Origin of the sequence: Bacteroides ilei (genome assembly GCF_900128495.1) — a bacterium.
Taxonomy (GTDB): domain Bacteria; phylum Bacteroidota; class Bacteroidia; order Bacteroidales; family Bacteroidaceae; genus Phocaeicola; species Phocaeicola ilei.
This window is the reverse complement of the sequence record NZ_LT635801.1, coordinates 910,172-935,556: the sequence shown is the minus strand read 5'-3', so window position 1 is coordinate 935,556 and position 25,385 is coordinate 910,172. Positions and strand designations below refer to the sequence as shown.

Sequence of the window (25,385 nt, the reverse complement as noted above, 5' to 3'; positions counted from 1 at the left end):
TTCACTAGATTTGTCTCCTACCAACCAGAAAAAACGTTATGAAAGAAGTTAAGATTGAAATAAACATCCGGTCATACAGTTACGATGAACTGGACGAAAAAGACAGACAACTGATTGACGCCGCTAAGGAGGCCACCCTACGCAGCTATGCTCCCTACTCCCGATTTGCCGTAGGTGCAGCAGCCTTGCTCGAAAACGGCAAGATCATTACGGGTACCAACCAGGAAAACGCCGCCTACCCGTCGGGAACATGCGCCGAACGTACAACCTTATTCTATGCCAACTCCGAATACCCCGACCAGGCCGTGGTAACGCTCGCCATAGCAGCAAAGAGTCCGGACGGATTCCTGGAAAAGCCAATCCCCCCATGTGGCTCCTGCAGGCAGGTCCTGCTGGAAACCGAACAACGGTACAAACACCCGATGCGCATTCTGTTATACAGCAAAAATGAAATCTACCTGCTACACGGCACAAAGAACCTGCTTCCACTTTCTTTCGGCAGTGAATTTCTGAAATGACAGGCAGCCATATGTAAAGTCAAGTATCACATGAGATAAAAATGGCGGAAACCCGATCACAGGATCTCCGCCATTTTTTATCTCATTCAGATTATATAAACCTGATCATAACAATCATTTGTTATCGCCGTACATTCTTGCACGCATCTCCTTGATATGGTCGGAGGTGATGTATTCATCGTATTCCATCATCTTGTCGATGATTCCATTCGGAGTCAGTTCGATAATACGGTTGGCCACCGTTTCAATAAACTCATGGTCGTGAGAAGAGAAAAGTACGTTCCCTTTATAAGTCTTCAGATTATTGTTGAAGGCCTGGATAGACTCCAAATCAAGATGGTTGGTAGGAGTATCCAGTATCAGGCAGTTAGCGTTACGGAGCTGCATACGGGCAATCATACAACGCATCTTCTCACCTCCTGACAACACGTTTACTTTCTTCATCACTTCCTCACCGGAAAACAGCATCCGACCGAGATAACCTTTCATTTCCACCTCGTTGCCCTGACCGTACTGACTCAGCCAGTCCACCAGATTCAAGTCGCAGTTAAAGTAATCGGTATTATCCAGTGGCAGATAAGCTGTGGTGATAGTCACACCCCAGTTATAATGTCCGGCCTGTGCCTTTCGGTTCCCGTTGATAATCTCAAACAAGGCCGTCATGGCACGCGGGTCACGGCTAAGGAAAACAATCTTATCACCCTTCTCTACCGTAAAATTCACATCATTGAAGAGCACGGTACCCTCTTCAGTCTCGGCACGCAGCCCGGAAACCTCCAGAATCTGGTTACCCGGTTCACGGTCCATTGTAAAGATAATGCCCGGATATTTACGTGAAGACGGCTTGATTTCGTCAACAGTCAGTTTCTCCAGCATCTTCTTACGGCTGGTAGTCTGTTTTGACTTGGCCACATTGGCAGAAAAACGGCGGATAAATTCTTCCAGTTCCTTACGTTTTTCTTCTGCCTTGGCCTTCTGGTTCTGCTGCTGACGAAGAGCCAGCTGACTGGATTCATACCAGAAGCTATAGTTACCGGCAAAGAGATTCACCTTGCCGAAGTCGATATCAACCGTATGCGTACATACCGAATCAAGAAAGTGACGGTCGTGGCTCACCACCAGTACAGTATGTTCAAAGTTGGCAAGATACTCCTCCAACCATGTTACCGTATCCATATCCAAGTCATTGGTAGGCTCGTCGAGCAACAGGTTATCAGGGTTCCCGAACAAGGCTTGGGCCAACATGACACGCACCTTTTCCTTACCGCTGAGCTCACCCATCAATGTATAGTGCTTGTCTTCCTTGATACCCAGCCCACTCAACAGAATGGCGGCATCGCTCTCGGCGTTCCAACCTTCCAACTCTGCAAATTTCTCTTCCAGTTCGGCAGCTTTCAGACCATCTTCATCCGTAAATTCAGTCTTGGCATAAATTTCCTCCCGCTGCTTCATGATGTCCCATAAAACGGAATGTCCCATCAACACGGTATCCATTACCGTATGGGCGTCGAACTTAAAGTGGTCCTGGCTCAGTACAGAGAGACGTTCACCCGGTCCCAGTGTCACACTTCCTTTGGTCGGGTCAAGTTCACCCGAAATCACCTTCAGGAAAGTAGACTTCCCGGCACCGTTGGCACCGATAATACCATAAATATTACCATTCGTGAACTTCATGTTCACATCATTATACAATACTCTCTTACCAAACTGGACGGCTACATTCGAAACTGTTATCATCTGTTTTTTTACCTTATTTTAATTACGCGGCAAAGATACGGATTTCCAACGAAATATAGAAAATAACAACAACACGTTTTTTCTAAAACCAGTCCTTCAGCTCCGAAGCCTTGGCTTTACTGATAATGATTTTCTCCGGCACCGGAACCTTCAGGTTGATAGCCAGCCGTCCGTTGAACCACAAACTGATATCGGACACGGCTTTCCGTGACACGATAAACTGACGGTTGGCCCGGAAAAAATCGTGCGGATTAAGCAAGTCGGCCAGTTCGTCGAGCGACTGCGAAAATACAAATTCCTTCCCATCTCCATCTACAGCCTTGACCAGTCCGTTGGAGATATAGAAATACTGGATTGAATCCACCGATACCGGCAGGAACTTATCTCCCTTCACCGGTACCAGAAAATGAGTCTTATAGCTTTCCTCCTTTTTCAAACTCCGGATAATTTCAGACAAATCAGGCTGTTTTTCGACTTTCGGCTGTCGCCCCAGCAGTTCCAGCTTATGCATGGCCTCCTGCAGATCAGCCCGGCTGATGGGTTTGAGCAGGTATGCCACACTGTTCACCTTGAACGCCCGCAGAGCATATTCATCATAAGCCGTAGTAAAGATGATAGGACAAGTGATATCCACCTGAGCACAGATATCAAATGCAGAACCGTCGGCCAGATGGATGTCCATAAACACCAGTTCGGGCATGGGATGCGTATGGAACCATTCCACACTATCGAAAATACTGTCCACTTCCCCGACAATCTCAAAATCAGTATCCACTTCCTGCATCACGGCTTTCAGGTTACGCAAAGCCGCTTTTTCATCTTCTATAATCAGTGTTTTCATATCAAAGGCAAAATCACAGTGAAACGATAGTCCTCCTCCTTTACGGTAACATCCTTTTTATAAAGCAACTGATAACGCTTGGCCAGATTCGCCAGTCCGATACCCATTCCGGCACTTCCTCCACGTTTAGGCTGGAGTGGATTACTGACCTCTATCACTTCATCATGAGCCGTAACCGTCACTGTAAGCGGGCGACGGTTACTGATTTCATTATGCTTTACAGCATTTTCGATCAACAACTGAAGAGCCATAGGCGGAAGCTGACGTGAAAACAATTCCGGACTGATATGAATATCAAAACGGAGATTATCTTCATAACGCACCTGAAGAAGGTATATATACGACTGTACGAAATCCATCTCTTCACGTAATGTAACAGAATGAGACTCGTTATCCTGCAATGTATAACGCATTACATGCGACAACTCTTCCAAATACAGCCGTGCCTTGTCTGGCGATTCCCGAATGAGCAGATACAAGGTATTCAGCGAATTGAAAAGCATGTGAGGATTCAACTGGCTTTTCAAGGCTTCGTACTGGTTGATGATGTTTTCCGTTCGTAACTGCTGATTCTCGAGCAACATTTTCCGGCTCTTCCGGTTCTGATGAAAAAAATAGCAGCTTCCTGTCACGATACACGTAATCAAGAAATCACGCAAAGGATGAAGATAACGGTGAAGCATGGCATCAATAGCAGGAATGTCGAAGTGCTGATGTAAATACACAAAACACTTTCCAAGCAGGTTGCTCACGATCCATGTCAAGATAAATGCACAGAACATTTTCTTCCATCCGATAGAAACCATATCACTGTTGAAATGAAATATGGCCTCGTTCAGAAAAAAGAGCAACAACAGGGAAACATAGGTGAACAGCACTTCATTACCTACATCCGCCCAATGCATACCCGGAAAAGACAAGCCGTCGGCCGAATACGGATTCGACAGCGTTATCAGTTCCGGAAAATGCGTAAGGAATGCCACCATAATGGAGATGGCATTCACTACCAGCAGATATTTATTGTCCACGATTCGCTTCATGCTTCAAAATCATGCTTTTTTGGGTACCTTACGGGCCGATACATACATTCCGGGACGAAAATCCTTAAGCGGATGAAGTACACGGGCGTACACCTTGATGGAACGGTTTGTACTGTCCACCATCTGGTCAATTGATACCAGTACGGCTTCAAAGGTTTTATTTCCCATACCGTTCACATGAAACTCCATATGGTCGCCCACCTTCAAATCATCCAGATCCTTCTCATAGGCAGTCAGCTGCAACATCAGTGCCTGCTTGTTGATGACGTCGCATACAGGTTCCCCCACATTGAAATATTTTCCTACATTGACATTCATATTCGTCACATACCCGCTAAGAGGCGCCTTGATTTCCAGATAAGGATGGATGCCCTTTGCCTGCAAGTGTCGGGTATCCATTCCCAGAATCTGCAACTGGGCGGCAGCAGCATCCAGCCGGCTCTTCATGGAAAGATAATCCGATTTGCTCTGCTGCATCTGTTTCTGTGAAGCAGCCTCGTGCGAAGCCAGGTTCTTCTGGCGAAGGTATTCCTTTTCCAGAAATTCAATCTGTGCAGCTGCATCCAGCCAAGTCTGTTGTAAAGTAATGAAATCCGGATTTTCCAATGTCAGAATCACCTGATTTTTCTGAACAAAACTACCCGGAAGGAAAGACACACTGTGTACGGCACCTCCCATACTTAAAGTTATCGTGGCATGCTGTTGTGGAGGTACCATCAGAATACCATTGAAAGAAGGGGCATTAGCCACCTGGGTAGCCCCTGAAGTTCCATCCACTTCCATACTGTCGGACGATGCAGCAAGACTGTCCTGTTGTGCCGACGACGTTCCGGCAGATTCATCGGCTGTTTGTTCGGATGAACCACCTCCACATGAGGTAAAAGCCAGTACACATATAGCTGAAAAAAGTAATATCGGTTTCATGTTGTTATGCTTTTTATGTTTATTCAGTATATAATTCAATTTCCAGTACGGATACATTATAGGCATATACCGTTTCAATGTAACCCCGGCGGATTTCACGCGAAGAATTCAGACTCTGCACGAAATCCGTAATATTGATTTCGCTTTCCTTGAACTTCAATAAGGCACTTTCCTGCAAGGCTTCCGCCTCTTTCAAGGCTGCCTTGGAATAATAGTCCAGACTCTCCTGCTGCTGACGTGCACGGCGGTATAGTTCTTCCACCTGATTGTTCAGCTGTACACGGTTCTGTTCGGCCTGCCATTCAGCAATACGCAGATTCACCTTAGCCTGCTTGCTGCGACTACGCTGCGGAAAGAACAGGATAGGAAAAGATACACCTACCATCCATGAATCCAATCCGTTCAGCGGAGCAATTTTCTGGCGGACATATCCCAAAGAAAATTCCGGAAAGAACTTACTGCGTTCAATGCGGAGTTCGGACTTCTTTTCCTGTACCTGACTGGCAAAATAGTTCAGGTGGGCAACCGACAGGGTACGATTCTGTAAAGTAAGCGGAAGTACAGCCAGTGAACTGTCGTTGGGTACCACCGGAGCATCGGCATAACAAGCCCACGCAAAGCGCCGGGAAGCCAGCTCCATTTCCTGACGTGCCTGCAGGCTACGGGTATGAAGATCTGCAGCAAGCGTGGCGATCATATTCCTTTGCGTCTGGTCGATATCTCCCTGCTGATAACGCAGATCTCCACTCTCACGCAACTTCAAAGCCAGTTCCTCCTGCTCCCCATACAAACGGTACAAATGGAAAGCATACTGGTAATATACCCACGCCCGTTTGACTTCAGCCACAATTTCTTTCTTCACCATATCACGGTAATTAGTGCCGGTTGTCACCTGGGCATTTACCAGAGCATTCTTATAAAAAGGGGTCAGAAACGAGCCGAGCGACTGTTCCACCGACAGTTCGTTATCCTTTCGGTATCCCCCGTTCAACTGCCCCCATGAGTAACTGAACGAAGTATTCCCTCCGTCCCAAACTTCCCCACGGGCAGCCCGGCTACGTTCAATCTCCGCATTGGCCATTTTCAGCCGTGGATGATTCTGCAAGGCCATCTCTACAGCCTCGTCCAAAGAAACAGGCTTCTGAGGAACCACAGCAGAAACCGACACTGCCAACAAAAGCAATGCACATGTCATCCCGGCCTTACGACTCATCCGTACACGGTGTCTTTTCCGTCCCCACAAATGGGTGATGACATTCACCAGCCGGTAAAACACCGGAATAACAATCAAGGTCAACACAGTAGACACAATCAGTCCGCCAATCACTACGGTAGCCAGTGGACGCTGTACTTCGGCTCCGGCCGACGTAGCTACCGCCATGGGCACAAAGCCTAACGAAGCCACCAATCCGGTCAAGAATACCGGTCTCAACAAATGAGGACATCCTTTTGCAATAATTCGATTCGTACACATAGTATAAGTCTTTTCCTTACGTAAATCATTAAAATGATTGATCATCAAGATACCATTCAGCACAGCCACACCAAACAAGGCGATAAATCCTACTCCGGCCGAGATACTGAACGGAAGGCCGCGCAACCACAATGCCACGATACCTCCAATCAATGACAAAGGTACGGTAGAAAAAACAACTAACGAATAAATTACACTTCTAAATGCAAAAAACAACAATAAAAGAATCAGCATCAAGGCAATCGGGATGACGATACTCAGGGTACGGACTGCATTCTGCAGATTTTCAAACTGTCCGCCGTACTCCCAGTAATAACCCGGTTTCAGCTTGATATTCTTCTCCAAAGAAGTACGAATCTGTTCTACAACCTGCTGGATATCTGCATCACGCACATTGACACCGATCACAATCCGGCGCTTGGTAGCATCGCGGTTGATCTGCAAAGGTCCGTTCTCGAGGTCGATGCTGGCCACTTCGCTGACCGGTATCTGGATACCTTCACTCGTACGGACAAAGAGTTTGTCGATATTCAGGTCTTTCACCTTATCCTTGTCCAGACGCAACACAAGATCGAAACGGCGTTCGTTTTCAAAGACCACTCCGGCAGTCTCACCGGCGTAGGCCGTACGGATAATCGTATTCAGCTCCTCAATGTCGATGCCGTAACGGGCAATCTTGGTACGGTCATATTTCACCAGCAACTGAGGAAGTCCCATGGCCTGTTCCACCAATACATCAGAAGCCCCAGGCACCTGTTCTACATATTTCGCGGCCTCTTTTGCCTTAGCATACAGCTCAGTCATGTCCTCACCATACAGTTTGATGGCGATATCAGCTTTGGCACCTGTCATCAACTCATTGAAACGCAACTGAATAGGCTGACTGAAATTAAATTCAGCACCTTTCACCGACTCCAGCGACTTTTTCATCTTTTCCACCATTTCCGCCCGGCTGCCGGCCGAAGTCCATTCGCTGAACGGTTTCATCACAATCATCACATCGGCATCTTCTACCGCCATCGGGTCTGTAGGCACTTCAGCCGTACCGATCTTGGCGACCACGTGCTTGATTTCCGGGAAATCTTCCTTCAGTTTCTTCTCGGCCGCAAGCGACACCTCTATACTACGGCTCAAAGAACTACCTGCCGGAAGCGTCATCTGCATGGCAAAATCACCTTCATCGAGTGTCGGAATAAATTCGGCTCCCAACCGGGTGAACAACAAGAAGGATAATATTAATAATGTAAATGCTGAAGCCAGTGTACCCCATACATGGGCCAGACAGAAATGCAAGACACGGTGATACACATGGTTCAACTTCTCGAAGAACCGGTCGGCCAAAGTCGGCTTTGCCGAAACAGTACGTTTCAGGAAAAGCGAAGCCATCATCGGCACATAAGTGAGCGACAACAAGAGGGCACCGATGATACAGAACACCAGAGTCTTGGCCATCGGAGTAAAGTATTTCCCTTCAATGCCCGTCAAGGTCAATATAGGGAAAAACACAATCAGAATAATCAGTACGGCAAACGTCGCACTCCGCACCACATTACCGGCACCTTTTTCCACTTCCTCATCCATTTCCTGTTTGCTCAGTGTACGGCCCATCCATTTCTTTCCATAGATGTGTGCCAGAATACCTTCCAATATCACGATGGAACCGTCCACCACAATACCGAAGTCGATAGCTCCCAAACTCATCAGGTTGGCCGACACGCCGAATATCCGCATCAGAATAAAGGCAAAAAGCATGGCCAAGGGAATAACAGAAGCGACAATCAGTCCGGCACGTACATTTCCCAGGAACACAATCAATACCAGGAACACAATAATGGCTCCTTCCACCAGATTGCGGATAACGGTCGAGATGTTACGGTTCACCAGCTCTGAACGATTCAGATAAGGTTCTACACTGATTCCCTCGGGAAGCATCTTCTGAACCTTTGCCACCCGCTTCTCCAGTTCCTGCGTCACAACGTTGGCATTGGCTCCTTTCAGCATCATGGCAATACCTCCCACGCACTCACCTTCTCCATCCTTGGTCATGGCACCGAAACGTTTAGGAGCTCCGTAACGCACCTTTCCAATGTCACTTACATGTACGGGAATCCCTCCCCGATTGGTCACAACAATCTGTTCAATATCTTTCAAATCAGAAATCATACCCTCCGAACGGATATAATACGCCCGATTCACCTTTTCTATATAACTGCCTCCAGTGTTCTGATTGTTCCGGCTCAAGGCATCGAACACGTCACTGATGGTAATGTTGAGCGAATACAATGCATCCGGATCGACCGCTACCTCATACTGTTTCAGGTACCCTCCGAAACTGTTGATTTCCACGATACCCGGAATACCCGAAAGCTGACGTTTCACAATCCAATCCTGGATAGTACGCAGTTCCATGGCATCGTACTTTTTTTCATAACCTGGAGCCACTTTCAGTACATACTGGTAGATCTCACCCAAACCGGTGGTAATAGGCATCATCTCCGGTACACCAAGTTCGGATGGAATCTCACCGGCCACTGTCTGTATCTGCTCATTCACCAGCTGACGGGCATCCAGCGTAGGTACACTTTCCTTGAACACTACAGTCACTACGGAAAGTCCGAAGCGGGATACCGAACGGATTTCCTGTACATTCATAATGTTGCTCATGGCAACTTCTATCGGGAATGTAATCAGCTGCTCTACCTCCTGAGGAGCCAAGGTGGGCGATACCGTAACCACCTGTACCTGATTATTGGTGATATCAGGCACGGCATCAATGGGCAATGTCAGCATAGAATAAATACCCCCTATCATTAAAAACAGTGTCGTCAATGCGACAAACAGTTTTTTTCGGATTGAAAAACGGACTATTTTCTTGAACATTTTCTTGATTATGTTGATTGATAATGATAACAAAATTACCGATCATTTCTTTTATAGAGATCCTGCAATTATGTGAAGCTGACAAATCAAGGGTTGAACCGCCCTTTCGGGCAGATGAAATGCCGAGAACCGGAAAAACACCGATAACTTCTGTTTTTCTATGTCAGTGTGTCAGTTTTTTATTATTTTTGCGGCCGATTTGTATAAGAGTCAGATTAAGGCACGAATTTTGCTGGGAAGAAAGCAAAACATTAAAATGAAATAAAAAAACTTTAAGATATGAGCAACAAAAATCAAAATTTCAATCAGAAAAAAGAAGATCTGAAAGAACAGCGGGAAGCTGCTGAAAATGCAAAGACTGCAGAATCCCACGAAAAGGATACTCAAGAAACACAAGATACTGCAGAAGAAGAAAAGGAACTGACAGCAGAAGAAAAGTTGGAAAAAGAATTAGAGAAGGCACAGAAAATCATTGACGAACAAAAGGACAAATATCTGCGTCTGTCGGCCGAATTCGACAATTTCCGGAAACGTACCATCAAGGAAAAAGCCGAACTGATCAAGAACGGAGGTGAAAAGACTATCTGTGCCGTACTTCCTATACTTGACGATTTTGAACGGGCCTTGCAAAATATTCAAAAGGCAGAAGATATAAAGGCTGTAGCGGAAGGAGTTGACCTGATTTTCCAGAAATTCCAGAAAGTCTTGGCACAGGAAGGACTGAAAGAGATGAAACCGGTAGGTGAAACGTTCGACACAGACTTCCATGAGGCTGTTGCCCTGGTACCGGCCCCCAATGAAGAACAGAAAGGAAAAGTCTTGGACTGTGTCCAGACGGGATATAAGTTGAACGACAAAGTCATCCGCCACGCCAAGGTGGTAGTTGCACAATAATAGTTGGTAATCACCTTCACATTTAATCCACAATGCTATGGCAAAAAGAGACTACTATGAAGTATTAGGGGTTGAAAAGACCGCATCAGCCGATGAGATAAAGAAAGCATACCGTAAAAAAGCAATTCAGTACCATCCCGACAAGAACCCGGGTGACAAAGAAGCCGAAGAGAAATTCAAGGAGGCCGCAGAAGCATATGAAGTTCTGAGCAATCCAGACAAACGTGCCCGCTACGACCAGTTCGGACACGCAGGCGTAGAAGGAGCTGCAGGTGCCGGAGGTTTCGGAGGTTTCGGAGGTCAAGGAATGTCAATGGATGATATTTTCTCTATGTTCGGTGATATATTCGGCGGTCATGGAGGATTCGGAGGATTTGGGGGCGGAAGCAGTCAAAGCCGTCAACGGAAATTCCGCGGATCTGATCTCCGTGTCAAGGTAAAGTTGAACCTGAAAGAAATATCTACCGGAGTAGAAAAGAAGTTCAAGCTGAAAAAATATGTAACATGTTCACATTGCCACGGAACGGGAGCTGAAGGCGACGGAGGTGTCGAAACGTGTCCTACATGCCATGGAACAGGTAGTGTAACCCGAACCCAACAAAGCATATTCGGCATGATGCAGACACAGACCGTATGCCCTCAATGTGGAGGTGAAGGAAAGATCATCAAGAATAAATGTAAGGAATGTAACGGCGACGGAGTGGTTTATGGTGAAGAAGTGGTAACCGTAAAGATTCCCGCAGGTGTGGCCGAAGGCATGCAGGTTACCATCAACGGTAAAGGTAATGCAGGCAAACATAATGGCATAGCGGGTGATTTACTGGTATTGATTGAAGAGGAAAAGCACCCTGAACTTATCCGTGATGAAAGTGACTTGATATACAACCTGTTATTAAGTGTACCGACAGCTGCATTAGGCGGGACAGTAGAAATTCCGACCATTGACGGCAAGGCTAAAATCAAGATCGAACCGGGAACCCAACCGGGAAAAGTACTTCGCTTACGCGGAAAAGGTCTGCCTAATATCAATAGCTATGGATACAGCAACGGTACAGGCGACCTGCTGGTCAATGTCAGTGTCTATATTCCTGAAACACTGACAAAAGAAGAACGGCAGGCGTTGGAAAAATGGCAGGAATCAGAAAACTTCAAACCTAACATGAGCCTGAAAGAAAAGATCTTCAAGAAATTCAGAAGTCTGTTTGACTGACAGAAAACATAGTAAATGCCACTCTTTTATTGAGAGAAAGAGTGGCATTTTTTCTTTCTTCCGCCAAGTTACAGGAAACACGTCAAAGAATATTAAACTCCGTGAAATCCCATCAAATGAATTCCATAGGGCGTCATTATATTCCAAATAATCGTTATATTTGATGCATAATAGTCGGTAAAACAGGCCAAAATGAAAAAGTTATATATCATTTTATTATTACTCGGATGGGAATTCATTCCAGCACCGGCTGTAGCCCAGAACAAAGGAGAGATTATTCTTCCCACAGATTCCGTCAGTCATCCGGAAGCAACATTTTCCATGGCATCCGATACGGCATTAAGTGTACCTTTAGTCTCTCCAGTACCCCAAGTGGGATACATTCCTCCTTTCGGAATGTATGGCATCACCCCTTTCGATTACAGTTATGCCACGTGGGAACTCCACAAAGGATTCAATGCATCGATCGGATTCAATCTGACATTCAGCCCTGACCGTTACGCCCCTTCAGGAGTAGGATTCGGACAAGATGCCGCATTCATGTATGCCATACCTATCAACAGCCGTCTTAGTGTAGCTGGCGGACTCTACGTGAGTAACATGGACTGGGGATTTCTGAATTACAGGAACATCGGTATAGCAGGTGTTGCCGCATACAAATTAAACGACCGTATCAGCCTCTATGCCTATGGAAACAAATCATTGACCCGCCAACGTCCTTATTACGCTTATCCACTACCCAATTACTGCCCCGACCGTATAGGCGGAATGATCAATTTCAAGCTGGGTGAAAGCAGTTCAATCAGTATAGGGGTGGAAGGCAGAAAAAATGATTATCCCTGGTGGTATTAAACTAACCTATCAAAAAAATGAATTATCAAGAAACGCTTCAGTATCTATATACCAGTGCTCCTCTTTTCCAGCAAATAGGAAAAGATGCCTACAAGGAAGGACTGGACACAACTTATAAATTGGATGAACATTTCGGACATCCTCACCGGAATTACCGTACCATTCATGTAGCGGGCACCAACGGCAAAGGCTCTTGTTCACATACACTTGCGGCAATCCTACAGTCGGCCGGATACAAGGTGGGACTATACACATCTCCCCATCTGGTGGACTTCCGGGAACGGATTCGTGTAAACGGAGTTCCGGTTTCCGAACAGTTTGTCATGGATTTTGTAGAACACCACCGAAGTTTTTTCGAACCTCTCCATCCTTCTTTTTTTGAACTGGCTACCGCAATGGCTTTCCATTACTTTGCCTTGCAACAGGTAGATGTAGCTGTCATTGAAGTCGGTCTGGGAGGACGGCTGGACTGCACCAACATCATCCGGCCCGACTTATGTATCATAACAAACATAAGTTTCGATCATGTACAATTTCTAGGAAACACACTGGGTAAAATAGCTTCGGAAAAGGCCGGTATCATCAAAGAGGGCATTCCGGTCATCATAGGTGAAACCACCCCCGAAACCCGTCCTGTATTCCAGCAAAAGGCAGATGAAGTACATGCTCCCATCACCTTTGCAGAAGATTCACCCTTATTGAAAGGATATACCCGTACAGAGGACGGATTATATTGTTATGATACAGTCCACTATCCCCATCTTATCGGAGAACTAGGCGGACTATGCCAACTCAAAAACACCAATACCCTGCTAGCAGCAATAGAAGAACTGCTAAAGACAGGCTACCCAATTACCGAAGACAGCATACGCAACGGATTTTCACATGTATGTGAGCTGACCGGCCTGATGGGAAGATGGCAGAAACTAGACTCAAACCCTACTGTAATCTGTGATACAGGACACAACATAGGAGGCATCCAATACATCGTAGAACAATTGTCAATGCAGAAATATGAAAAGTTGCACATTGTGATAGGCATGGTAAACGACAAAGACATCAGTGGCGTTTTACAAATGCTACCTAAAGATGCCGTCTACTATTTCACCCAAGCCAGTGTAAAAAGAGCCTTACCTGCCGAACAGATAAAAAGTCTGGCAGAAAAATACGGATTATACGGAGACAGATATCCAGATGTAAAGACTGCATTTGAAACGGCTCACCGGCAAGCCGGTAAAAAAGACTTCATATTTGTAGGAGGAAGCAGTTTCATTGTAGCAGACCTGTTGTCGACCGTCTATCATCCGGGACATCTATCAATGTAAGCTCGTCCTTATATATTGCAAGGAATGATCATCCTCCGGCATTTTGAAGTATCCGAAGTGACAGGACATTCTTTGTATACAAATTTAAATAAGTAAATTGTTTGGGTTTCTTGAATAAAATCTTTTTATTTGCATACAAAATATTTTTTCAAACGACATAAAAATTTTATCTAAACATCATGAATAACACATACTATCAAGAAAACAATCGCTGTGGCCTCAAACGGGCTGATTTCCAGAAAGGCATCAATGGAAAAATTACCGACTTATATATCTTGTCGAACGATAATGGCGTTGAAGTTGCCGTTACCAATTATGGAGGTGCCATTCTGGCGATTATGGTTCCGGACAAAAACGGGAAATTCGGAAACGTGGTACAGGGGCATGACAATATTGACCAGGTAATCAACAGTCCGGAACCGTTCCTGAGCACATTGATCGGCCGTTACGGAAACCGTATCGCCAAAGGAAAATTCCAATTGGACGGCAAGGAATATAACCTGACCATAAACAATGGCCCCAACTCCCTTCATGGAGGACCTACAGGCTATCATGCAAGAGTATGGGATGCAGAACAGACCAGCCAACAAAGCCTGACACTCCATTACCTTTCCAAAGACGGTGAAGAGGGATTTCCCGGAAATCTTGATATCACAGTCAATTACACACTTACCGACCAGAACGAACTCAAACTCACTTACTCCGCAAAAACAGACAAACGTACAATCGTCAACCTGACACACCATGCATTCTTCAGCCTGGCAGGACTGGCCAATCCGACTCCAAGTGTAGAAAATAATATCCTTACCATCAATGCCGACCATTTCACTCCGATGGATGAAGTATCAATCACGACGGGAGAGATACTGAAAGTAGAAGGTACTCCGATGGATTTCCGTACCCCGCATACTGTAGGTAGCCGGATCAACGAACCGTTCCAGCAACTGATATGGGGAGCCGGATATGACCATAACTATGTACTGAACAAACGCGAACCGGGTGAACTGACATTTGCTGTAAAATGTGTAGAACCTATAAGCGGACGCTCATTGGAAATGTATACAACCGAACCGGGAGTACAGGTATATACCGCCAATTGGAACAGCGGATTCATCGGGTGGCACGGAGCTACCTATCCGTCAAGAAGTGCTATCTGTTTCGAGGCACAACATTTTCCTGATACACCCAACAAACCCCAATTCCCTTCCGTAGAATTGAATCCAGGAGAAAGTTACCGCCAGGTGACCATCTATAAATTCGGCATCGAAAAATAAAGAGTCTTTAACCTAAAATCAATCTATATTTAAACCATGAATCAAGAAAAACAACACGGCAATCTCATCGCAATCATTACAATGTTCTTCTTATTTGCGATGATCTCTTTTGTAACCAATCTGGCAGCTCCGTTCGGTACAATCTGGAAAAACCAGTATGCGGGTGCCAACACATTAGGAATGATGGGTAACATGATGAACTTCCTGGCATACCTGTTCATGGGTATTCCGGCAGGAAATATGCTTGTCAAGGTTGGATATAAAAAAACAGCCCTGTGGGCCATGGCTATCGGTTTCATAGGACTCTTCATCCAATATCTTTCCAGTATTATCGGAGCTGAAACCACTGTATTCACAGCCGGTGCATATGCCATTCGGATGAATTTCATTATATACCTGCTGGGAGCTTTCATCTGTGGTTTCTGTGTATGTATGCTCAATACAGTTGTAAACCCGATGCTGAACTTGTTAGGAGGTGGTGGAAACAAAGGGAACCAGCTGATTCAGGCCGGTGGAGCACTGAACTCCCTTTCCGGAACTTTGACCCCGCTTTTCGTAGGTGTACTGATCGGTACAGTCACCCCCAAAACAGCCATGTCGGATGTATCACCCTTGTTGTTCATTGCTATGGGAGTCTTTGCATTGAGCTTCATCATCCTTTCATTTGTAACCATCCCGGAACCTCATATGAGAAAAGGTCCGGTTGAAAAAGAAAAATTTTCACACAGCCCATGGAGCTTCCGTCATACAGTATTAGGAGTCATCGGCATCTTTATTTATGTAGGTATAGAAATAGGCATACCAGGAACCCTGAACTTTTATCTGGCTGATTCAAGTGAAAAAGGTGCTGGAATCCTGATCAACGGTGCAGCCATCGGTGGAGCCATCGCTGCCATCTACTGGCTATTGATGCTGGTCGGACGTCTTACCAGCAGTATTATCAGCGGTAAAGTTTCAACACGGACCCAGTTGATTACCGTTTCGGTTACAGCCATCCTATTTACACTGATTGCCATCTTTACACCCAAAACAGTAGGTTTCAACGTCCCGAAAGTTGTATATGACCCAGCTGCCAAGACGACAGAAATCCTGACCGAAGCAGGCTTTGCAGAAAACGACATAACCGCTTTCATCAACAATCCGTCCAAGGAATTTTTAAGCCAGCACACTGATCAACTGACTGCAGCCAACCTGACTCCTGACTATGTGTTGGGATCAATGGAAACGCCTAAAGTACCTATCAGTGCATTGTTCCTTGTACTTTGTGGCCTGTGCACCTCCATCATGTGGGGAGGTATTTTCAATCTGGCTGTTGAAGGCTTGGGCAAATATACCGCACAAGCTTCGGGCATATTCATGATGATGGTTGTGGGTGGAGGTATTCTCCCGCTTTTACAACAGTTCATCTCGGACGCCGTAGGATATATGGCCAGTTATTGGCTGATCATTGCCATGCTTGCCTATCTGCTGTTCTATGGACTGGTAGGCTGCAAGAACGTAAATGAAGACATTCCTGTTGAATAATCAATTATCATATAAAGCAAATGGTAATCCGTTACCATTTGCTCTATTTTTATTAACCCTTAAACTTTTACCACTATGGATATTGAATTTGTAAGAAGCCGTTTCATCAAACATTTCGACGGAACAACTGGATCTATATATGCTTCTCCGGGACGTATCAACCTGATTGGTGAACATACCGACTATAATGGCGGATTTGTATTTCCCGGAGCTGTAGACAAAGGTATTATGGCAGAAATAAAACCCAACGGAAAAGATAAAGTCTGTGCCTACTCTATCGACCTGAAAGACTATGTGGAATTCGGATTGAATGAAGAAGACGCTCCTAAAGCCAGTTGGGCCCGCTATATTTTCGGTGTGTGCCGTGAAATGATCAAACGCGGTGTAGACGTAAAAGGTTTCAACACGGCATTTGCAGGCGACGTTCCTTTGGGTGCAGGCATGTCTTCATCGGCAGCATTGGAATCCACCTATGCATTTGCCCTGAATGACCTGTTCGGAGAAAATAAAATCGATAAATTCGAATTGGCTAAGGTAGGTCAGGCAACAGAGCATAATTATTGTGGTGTAAACTGCGGTATTATGGACCAATTCGCTTCAGTCTTCGGAAAAGAAGGGCATCTGATGCGTCTGGACTGCCGTTCTCTGGAATACCAATACTATCCATTCAAACCTGAAGGTTACCGTCTGGTACTGCTAGACTCAGTCGTAAAACACGAACTGGCTTCTTCTGCATACAACAAACGTCGCCAAAGCTGTGAGAATGTAGTAGCAGCCATCAAGACAAAACATCCGGAAGTAGAATTTCTCCGCGACTGTAACATGGACATGCTGCAGGAAGTAAAGGCTGAAGTTTCAGAAGAAGACTACATGCGTGCCGAATATGTCATTGAAGAAATCCAGCGTGTACTTGACGTCTGTGACGCATTGGAACGCAGTGACTATGAAACCGTAGGACAAAAAATGTATGAAACCCACCATGGTATGAGCAAACTTTATGAAGTAAGCTGCGAAGAACTTGATTTCCTGAACGATATAGCATTTGACTGTGGTGTAACCGGATCACGCGTAATGGGAGGAGGTTTCGGAGGATGTACCATCAACCTGGTAAAAAATGAACTGTATGAAACATTCATAACAACTGCCAAGGAACGCTTCACGGCTAAATTCGGACGTTCACCTAAGGTCTATGATGTCGTAATATCTGACGGATCTCGCAAAATCTGCTGATATATATAATCTTATTCAAGTAATAAACTGACAATCGCCTGGAACTTCAATAAAGGAGTTTCAGGCGATTATTTTCATGTAACAGAGCCTTGTATGACATATCTTTTACCATGAAAAAAAAATTGTATTTTTCACCTCGTAAAAGACCTTTTTTTGTTTTACAAATTTCTTCGGAGATTAGATATTATTATTATCTTTGCGGAAACTTAACATATCCAATAATGAAAAACAGTAAAGAATTAATGAATCGTGCAGCCAACAATATCCGTATCCTGGCTGCTTCGATGGTAGAAAAGGCCAAATCTGGACATCCAGGTGGCGCAATGGGTGGTGCAGATTTTGTAAATGTATTATTTTCTGAATTTTTAGTTTACGATCCTGAAAATCCACGGTGGGAAGGCCGTGACCGTTTCTTCCTTGATCCGGGTCACATGTCACCTATGCTATACTCGACTTTGGCGTTAACCGGTAAATTCACTATGGAGGAACTTGAACAGTTCCGTCAATGGGGAAGTCCTACTCCAGGACATCCGGAAGTCGACATCATGCGTGGAATCGAAAATACATCCGGTCCGTTAGGCCAGGGACACACATTCGCAGTAGGTGCTGCTATTGCTGCCAAATTTCTGAAAGCACGTCTGGGAGACGTAATGAACCAGACTATCTACGCTTACATCTCTGATGGTGGCGTACAGGAAGAGATCTCTCAAGGTGCAGGCCGTATCGCAGGTCACTTAGGCTTGGATAACCTGATTATGTTCTATGATTCAAACGATATCCAGCTGTCAACAGAATGTAAGGACGTAACGGATGAGGACGTTGCAAAGAAATATGAAGCATGGGGCTGGAAAGTATTTACAATCAATGGCAATGACGCCGATGAAATCCGTACAGCTTTGACTGCAGCTAAAGCCGTTACCGGACAACCGACTCTGATTATCGGTAAGACAATCATGGGTAAAGGTGCACGTAAGGCCGATAACTCCAGTTACGAACATAACTGCGCTACTCACGGTGCTCCGCTGGGTGGTGAAGCATACATCAATACCATCAAGAACTTGGGAGGCGACCCGGCCGATCCATTCAAGATTTTCCCGGAAGTTGCCGAACTGTATGCAAAACGCCGTGAAGAACTGAAAGGAATCGTAGCAGAACGCTATGCAGCTAAAGCAGAATGGGCTAAAGCCAATCCGGAACTGGCAGAAAAAATGGAATACTGGTTCTCAAACAAGGCTCCGAAAGTGGATTGGAATTCAATCGAACAGAAACCAGGTTCAGCAACCCGTGCCGCTTCAGCTACCGTTCTAGGTGTATTGGCTACCCAAGTAGAAAATATGGTATGCGCTTCAGCCGACCTTTCAAATTCAGACAAGACCGACGGTTTCCTGAAAAAGACCCATGCATTTGCCAAAGGTGATTTCAGCGGTGCATTCTTCCAGGCCGGTGTTTCAGAACTGACCATGGCCTGCTGCTGTATCGGTATGGCTTTACATGGAGGAGTCATCCCGGCTTGCGGTACATTCTTCGTATTCTCCGATTACATGAAGCCCGCTGTACGTATGGCTGCATTGATGGAAACTCCTGTTAAATTTATCTGGACACACGACGCATTCCGTGTCGGTGAAGACGGCCCTACTCATGAACCGGTTGAACAGGAAGCTCAAATCCGTCTGATGGAAAAACTGAAGAACCATAAGGGACACAACTCAGTATTGGTTCTCCGTCCTGCAGACGCAGAAGAAACTACTCAGGCATGGAAACTGGCAATGGAAAATACATCTACTCCTACTGCCCTTATCTTCTCACGCCAGAATATAGCCAACCTGCCGGAAGGTAATGATTATACACAGACAACCAAAGGTGCTTATATCGTAGCCGGCTCTGACGAAAATCCGGATGTCATTCTGGTAGCCTCAGGTTCAGAAGTCTCTACTTTGGTGGCTGGTGCAGAATTGTTACGTAAGGATGGTATCAAACTGCGTATTGTATCTGTTCCATCAGAAGGTCTGTTCCGCAGCCAGAGCAAGGAATATCAGGAAAGCGTAATCCCAACAGGAGCTAAAGTATTCGGACTGACAGCCGGTCTGCCTGTCAATCTGCTTGGCTTGGTAGGTGCCAACGGTAAAATCTGGGGACTTGAATCATTCGGATTCTCTGCTCCTTATAAAGTTCTGGACGAAAAACTGGGATTCACCGCAGAGAATGTATATAAACAAGTAAAAGCAATGTTATAATGAAAATAATAGGACTAGCCTCTGACCATGCCGGATTTGAACTAAAGCAATACGTGAAGACATGGCTGGAAGCAAAAGGATGGGAATACAAAGATTTTGGTACATACAGCACCGAAAGCTGCGATTACCCCGATTTTGCCCATCCGCTGGCAAATGCCATAGAAGCAGGTGAATGTTATCCAGGTATCGCTATCTGTGGTAGTGGCGAAGGTATCAGCATAACACTCAACAAACATCAAGGCATCCGAGCCGCCCTCTGTTGGATTCCGGAAATAGCACATCTGGCACGCCAACACAACGATGCCAACGTACTTGTTATGCCGGGAAGATTCATTGATACAGACATGGCTGACAAAATTATGACGGAATTCTTCAATACATCTTTTGAAGGTGGACGCCACCAAAAGAGAATTGACAAGATTCCAGTCAGATAATCTGTCTTAAAACACATAAAAAAGAGAAGCATCCAGTTGCTTCTCTTTTTTTTTCATATATTTGTCTGTCAATAAAAACAAAATTCAATAAACCATGAAAAAACTGATATTCCTTCTACTTTTATGCATGCCATTGATTGGCATGGCCAAAGAAGATAATGACAAGACAAATCCCAAATACCTGAAAGGTGCAGTAACACTTACCGACGGAAAAGTAACATTCAGCAAACACTTCAATGTACCGAATGCGTCCCAAAATGATATCTACAACCGCATGCTTACATGGGCGGAAAGTCGATTTCAACCTGAAGGAAAGTTGCATAGCTTCGTTGCCTACAAGAATCCGGAGACAGGGGAAATAGCTGTATCTGCCGAAGAATATCTGGTCTTTTCATCGACTGCCTTATCATTAGACCGTACCCGCATCTATTACCTGCTTACAATCGAAGCTAAGGACGGAAAATGTGACATGACCATGAACCGTATACGCTACTGGTATGATGAAGCCCGAGATGGAGGTGAAAGATACACAGCTGAAGAATGGATTACAGATGATATGGCACTAAATAAAAAACAGACTAAACTGGCCCCAATCTGTGGAAAGTTCAGACGCGAAACTATAAATTTGAAAGATGAATTGTTTGAAGCGGCAGGAAATGAACTAGGAGTAGGTGGACTGGCTGCAGAAAAAGCCACAATCGGAGTCATTGATCCTACAACGGCAACCACTACAGTAACATTAAATTCATCGAACGAACTGAAGGAAGTAAAAATTACGCAGATTCCTACCAACCTTACTGAAATAGCAAAACAAGGAAAAATCACATTGAAAGCTAACGGTGAAGAGCTGAATATCCAAGTTGACAATTGGGGTGGATTTGGGAAAATGTTCAACAAAGACATTGCCTATATCTTACTTGACCAGAGCCGTATTGCAGCCAGTGCACTGATGGAACAAAGCGAAACATATTCTATACAATTCTATACAGCTAACAATACACAGCCTAGCATTGTCATTGAGTGTAAGAAAATGATGTCACAAAAAATGTCGGCTGATGAAGTCAAAGCTTTGAATCAGACCGCCGATACGACTAAGACATATATCATGTATACCGGAGAAGTAACCAAAACTTCCATGAGATAAAACATATTTCCAACCTTGAAATACAAGCTATGACCAATTTTATACAAAAAAATATACTACTGGTGATTGCAGCCCTGTACATCTGTATACCATCAATGGCAATCAGTGATACCGACCGTACAGCACGACGTGACTCTATCCTGTCACAAATTACCGGAGCTGATATTCCACAAGCTACTATCGATATCACTTCATTAGGAGCCATAGGTAACGGTGAAAAGGACTGCAAACCTGCATTTGACAAGGCTATGAAAAAAGCGGTCCGCACGGGGGGCCTTCATATCATTGTACCGGCAGGTGAATATCTGCTGAACGGACCTATCCATTTTACCAGCAACGTATGTCTTGAATTGCAGGATGGAGCCACGCTGAAGTTTTCTCCGGAACCGAAATATTACCTTCCACTTGTAAAGACCAGCTGGGAAGGAACATTCATCCAAAATTACAGCCCGTTCATCTATGGATATCAGGTAGAAAATATATCCATTATCGGAAAAGGAACGATAGACGGTAATGCGGGAAGCAGCTTCGCGACCTGGAAAAGTATGCAGAAAAAAGGACAGCAACTCACCCGTGACATGAACCATAATGAAACACCTGTGAGCGAACGTAACTTCGGAGAAGGGTATTTCCTGCGCCCGCAGCTCATCCAACTTTTTGAATGCAGAAATATCACAATCGAAGGAGTATTCATTACCAATTCACCCTTTTGGTGCATCCATCTGTTAAAATCGGAAAACATTATCTGCCGTGATATACGCTACGACGCCAAATTGGTTAATAATGACGGAATAGATCCCGAATATACCCGAAATCTATTGATTGAAAATATCACATTCAACAATGGAGATGACAATATAGCAATCAAGTGCGGACGAGACAATGACGGATGGAAAACAAACTGCCCGTCGGAAAATATCATAATCCGCAACTGCAAATTCAAAGGTCTGCACGGTGTAGTACTAGGAAGTGAAATGTCTGCTGGAATCCAGAACATATTCATCGAAAACTGCACATACGGTGGCTACTGTAAACGCGGTATCTACATCAAGACCAACCCAGACCGAGGCGGATTTATCCGTAACATATATATAAACAATTGTAAATTCGGTAACGTAGAAGACTTATTTTACGCCACATCCATGTATGCAGGTGAAGGCTTGGATAACAACCATTTTACAGAAGTGCATGACATCCATGTAAAGGATTTGAGTTGTAACACGGCCAGCTCAGCAGGTATTGTACTGCAAGGAACTACAACCCGTCCAATCTACAATGTAAGTTTTGAAAACGTAAATATCGGCAAAACAAGCATCGGATTGAGTTTCACCAATACCGAGTACATCCAATTGAAGAACTGCAACCTAGGTGGTGTTGTAGGCATTCCATCTACAGTCAGTGACAAAGACAACATATTCAATAAGAAATAAACTTCTTAAAAACAAAACATAGAAAAGAGGTATATCCAGATGTTCACCATCCCGATATACCTCTTTTTTATTAAATCTTCCAAATCCAGGAGCCGTAATGGCCTGTTTCGAAAACTAATCCTTATTTTCCACGTAATTGCTTATCCATCGCTGCAGCAGCACGGCGTCCGTCCCCCATTGCCAGAATCACAGTAGCACCGCCACGTACAATGTCCCCTCCGGCATAGATAGTAGGAATGGAAGACTGCATATTTTCATTTACGGCAATTGTCCCTTTACGTCCCAATTCCAGACCTGGAATTGAATGGGGTACAATCGGATTCGGTGATACACCTACACTCACGATAGCCATATCAATATCTATTGTTTCAACAGCACCGGGAATAGGAAGCGGACTGCGGCGACCGGAAGCATCAGGTTCACCCAATTCCATTTTCTGCAACACCACTTGTTTCACACGACCTTTTTCATCAGCTATGTACTCAATAGGATTATGTAATGTAAGGAATTCAACTCCTTCCTCTTTGGCATGCTTCACTTCTTCCAGACGTGCCGGCATCTCAGCTTCAGAACGGCGATAGATAATCATAGCCTTCTCAGCCCCTAAACGTCGTGCCGTACGTACAGAGTCCATCGCTGTATTTCCGCCACCAATGACTGCTACCCGTTTTCCGAAAGTGACAGGAGTATCAGAATCCTCACTCGCAGCATCCATCAGATTGACACGGGTCAGATATTCATTTGATGACATGATATTGATCGAGTTCTCACCCGGAATATTCATAAAATTAGGCAGACCGGCACCGGATGCCACAAATACACCCTTATAACCATCCTTCTCTAGATCTTCCACACTGACAGTCTTACCTATAATACAATCCTTCACGAACTGTACACCCATTTTAGACAAATTGTCAATTTCGACATCTACTATTTTATTAGGCAGACGGAATTCGGGTATACCATATTTCAATACACCGCCAATCTCATGCAAGGCTTCGAAGACCGTTACATCGTATCCCAATTTCGCCATATCACCGGCAAATGACAAACCGGCAGGTCCCGAACCGACAACGGCAACTTTAATACCATTCTTCTCAGCTATTTCGGGTATAGAAATCTGTCCACTTTCACGCTCATAATCAGCTGCAAATCTCTCCAAATAACCGATAGCCACCGCTTCATGTCCCATCTTCAAATGGATACACTTGGACTCACACTGTTTTTCCTGTGGACACACACGACCACACACGGCTGGCAGAGCACTGGTCTGCTTCAATACACGGGCAGCCTCCAGAAACTCACCCCGCTCTATATTCTTAATGAACGACGGAATATTGATACCTACCGGACAACCCTCCATACAAGACGGATTAGCACAATCCAGACAACGTTTGGCTTCAGTAAGTGCTTGTTCTTCGTTCAAGCCAAGGTTCACCTCTTCTTTACGGCTATGAGAACGATATTCAGAATCCAGTTCGTTCATCTTCACACGCGGTATAGCAGTACGTTCTTTCGGCTTCATAGATTTACGCAACGCTTCACGCCATGGAGCAGTACGGTCATCAAGTGATTCGGTAGCCTCACAAGTTTCAGGATGCTCGTCAAGTTTATGTATTTCCTCACGCTCAATATCCTTGAATGCCCCCATACGCTTCAGCATTTCATCGAAATCCACCTCATGCCCATCGAATTCCGGACCGTCTACACAAACAAATCTCGTCTTTCCCCCTACCGTAATACGACAAGCACCACACATTCCTGTGCCATCAACCATAATCGTATTCAGAGAAACATCAGTAGGAATTTCATATTTCTTTGTCAATAGACAAACAAATTTCATCATGATAGCAGGACCGATAGCAAAACACTTATCTACCTTTTCGCGCTTGATTACTTCTTCAACACCTTCGGTCACTAATCCTTTCTTCCCATAAGAACCGTCGTCAGTCATAATAATTACTTCATCCGAGCTTTCACGCATTTCCTTTTCCAAGATGATAAGCTCTTTTGTCCGGCCTGCCAGCACAGTAATAACACGGTTTCCCGCAGCCTTCAAAGCTTGTACTATAGGTAACATAGGAGCAACACCTACACCACCACCAGCACATACTACTGTACCGAATTTTTCAATATGAGTAGCTTTACCCAACGGACCTACCACATCAGTAATATAATCACCCTCATTCAGTTCACACAAACGGGTAGACGATAATCCCACCTCCTGCACTACCAACGTAATCGTTCCTTTTATCGGATCAGCGGCCGCAATAGTCAATGGCATACGTTCCCCCTTTTCTCCTACACGGACAATCACAAAATGTCCGGCTTTCCGGGATCTGGCAATCAAAGGCGCTTCCACGACCAACTTGAAAACCTTTTCAGAGAAATGCTCTTTTGAAATAATTTTATTCATTTTT

At 44.9% G+C, this 25,385-nt stretch carries 17 protein-coding genes and 2 pseudogenes; 13 read left to right on the top strand and 6 right to left on the bottom strand.

What is annotated here, in order from left to right; translation table 11 throughout:
• Positions 1 to 38 precede the first annotated feature (38 nt).
• The gene (locus BQ7489_RS04000) at positions 39 to 518 is read left to right on the top strand and encodes a cytidine deaminase (protein WP_072530029.1); all 480 of its coding nucleotides are present in this window, start codon (positions 39 to 41) and stop codon (positions 516 to 518) included.
• Between the two features lie 114 nt (positions 519 to 632).
• Here the strand turns inward: BQ7489_RS04000 and BQ7489_RS03995 are convergent, their stop codons facing one another.
• The 5 genes from BQ7489_RS03995 to BQ7489_RS03975 all read right to left on the bottom strand — a co-directional run bounded on the left by BQ7489_RS03995 (position 633) and on the right by BQ7489_RS03975 (position 9,414).
• Positions 633 to 2,255, bottom strand: coding sequence for an ABC-F family ATP-binding cassette domain-containing protein (locus tag BQ7489_RS03995; protein WP_072530028.1), 1,623 nt, complete (start codon positions 2,253 to 2,255; stop codon positions 633 to 635).
• Positions 2,256 to 2,337: 82 nt separating this feature from the next.
• A complete protein-coding gene (locus tag BQ7489_RS03990; RefSeq protein WP_072530027.1) occupies positions 2,338 to 3,096 on the bottom strand; it encodes a LytR/AlgR family response regulator transcription factor in 759 nt (252 codons plus the stop codon).
• The gene (locus BQ7489_RS03985; protein ID WP_072530026.1) at positions 3,093 to 4,136 is read right to left on the bottom strand and encodes a sensor histidine kinase; all 1,044 of its coding nucleotides are present in this window, start codon (positions 4,134 to 4,136) and stop codon (positions 3,093 to 3,095) included. The genes BQ7489_RS03990 and BQ7489_RS03985 overlap by 4 nt, the downstream gene beginning before the upstream one ends.
• Positions 4,137 to 4,145: 9 nt before the next feature.
• Complete coding sequence (locus tag BQ7489_RS03980) at positions 4,146 to 5,060, bottom strand: efflux RND transporter periplasmic adaptor subunit (RefSeq protein ID WP_072532013.1); 915 nt, start codon at positions 5,058 to 5,060, stop codon at positions 4,146 to 4,148.
• 19 nt (positions 5,061 to 5,079) lie between these two features.
• Complete coding sequence (locus tag BQ7489_RS03975; RefSeq protein WP_072530025.1) at positions 5,080 to 9,414, bottom strand: CusA/CzcA family heavy metal efflux RND transporter; 4,335 nt, start codon at positions 9,412 to 9,414, stop codon at positions 5,080 to 5,082.
• A gap of 279 nt (positions 9,415 to 9,693) precedes the next feature.
• On the opposite strand from BQ7489_RS03975, the gene BQ7489_RS03970 reads away from it, so the two are divergent.
• From BQ7489_RS03970 to BQ7489_RS03920, 12 genes and pseudogenes are all read left to right on the top strand, one after another.
• Positions 9,694 to 10,308 (top strand): nucleotide exchange factor GrpE, encoded by a 615-nt coding sequence (locus BQ7489_RS03970; protein WP_072530024.1) that lies wholly within the window; start codon positions 9,694 to 9,696, stop codon positions 10,306 to 10,308.
• 37 nt (positions 10,309 to 10,345) lie between these two features.
• Positions 10,346 to 11,518 (top strand): molecular chaperone DnaJ, encoded by a 1,173-nt coding sequence (gene dnaJ / locus BQ7489_RS03965; RefSeq protein WP_072530023.1) that lies wholly within the window; start codon positions 10,346 to 10,348, stop codon positions 11,516 to 11,518.
• 192 nt (positions 11,519 to 11,710) lie between these two features.
• Entirely contained in the window at positions 11,711 to 12,370 is a 660-nt protein-coding gene (locus BQ7489_RS03960; RefSeq protein WP_072530022.1) for a hypothetical protein, read from the top strand.
• A gap of 17 nt (positions 12,371 to 12,387) precedes the next feature.
• Positions 12,388 to 13,695, top strand: a complete 1,308-nt coding sequence (locus BQ7489_RS03955) for a bifunctional folylpolyglutamate synthase/dihydrofolate synthase (protein WP_072530021.1) — start codon at positions 12,388 to 12,390, stop codon at positions 13,693 to 13,695.
• Positions 13,696 to 13,874: 179 nt separating this feature from the next.
• On the top strand, positions 13,875 to 14,969 hold the full coding sequence (locus tag BQ7489_RS03950) for an aldose epimerase family protein (protein WP_072530020.1): 1,095 nt from the start codon (positions 13,875 to 13,877) through the stop codon (positions 14,967 to 14,969).
• Between the two features lie 36 nt (positions 14,970 to 15,005).
• Positions 15,006 to 15,998, top strand: a pseudogene (locus BQ7489_RS03945) (MFS transporter); the annotation flags it as partial.
• Between the two features lie 204 nt (positions 15,999 to 16,202).
• Positions 16,203 to 16,493, top strand: a pseudogene (locus tag BQ7489_RS17890) (MFS transporter); the annotation flags it as partial.
• Positions 16,494 to 16,568: 75 nt separating this feature from the next.
• Positions 16,569 to 17,723, top strand: coding sequence for a galactokinase (galK, locus tag BQ7489_RS03940; protein WP_072530018.1), 1,155 nt, complete (start codon positions 16,569 to 16,571; stop codon positions 17,721 to 17,723).
• 221 nt (positions 17,724 to 17,944) lie between these two features.
• The gene (locus BQ7489_RS03935) at positions 17,945 to 19,957 is read left to right on the top strand and encodes a transketolase family protein (RefSeq protein WP_072530017.1); all 2,013 of its coding nucleotides are present in this window, start codon (positions 17,945 to 17,947) and stop codon (positions 19,955 to 19,957) included.
• Entirely contained in the window at positions 19,957 to 20,391 is a 435-nt protein-coding gene (gene rpiB / locus BQ7489_RS03930; RefSeq protein ID WP_072530016.1) for a ribose 5-phosphate isomerase B, read from the top strand. The genes BQ7489_RS03935 and rpiB overlap by 1 nt, the downstream gene beginning before the upstream one ends.
• A 94-nt stretch (positions 20,392 to 20,485) precedes the next feature.
• Entirely contained in the window at positions 20,486 to 21,535 is a 1,050-nt protein-coding gene (locus tag BQ7489_RS03925; protein ID WP_072530015.1) for a DUF4468 domain-containing protein, read from the top strand.
• Between the two features lie 95 nt (positions 21,536 to 21,630).
• Positions 21,631 to 22,965: a glycoside hydrolase family 28 protein gene (locus BQ7489_RS03920; protein ID WP_394334074.1), complete on the top strand. Its 1,335-nt coding sequence runs from the start codon at positions 21,631 to 21,633 to the stop codon at positions 22,963 to 22,965.
• A 121-nt stretch (positions 22,966 to 23,086) separates the two neighbouring features.
• Here the strand turns inward: BQ7489_RS03920 and BQ7489_RS03915 are convergent, their stop codons facing one another.
• Entirely contained in the window at positions 23,087 to 25,381 is a 2,295-nt protein-coding gene (locus BQ7489_RS03915) for a bifunctional dihydroorotate dehydrogenase B NAD binding subunit/NADPH-dependent glutamate synthase (RefSeq protein ID WP_072530013.1), read from the bottom strand.
• Positions 25,382 to 25,385: the final 4 nt, after the last annotated feature.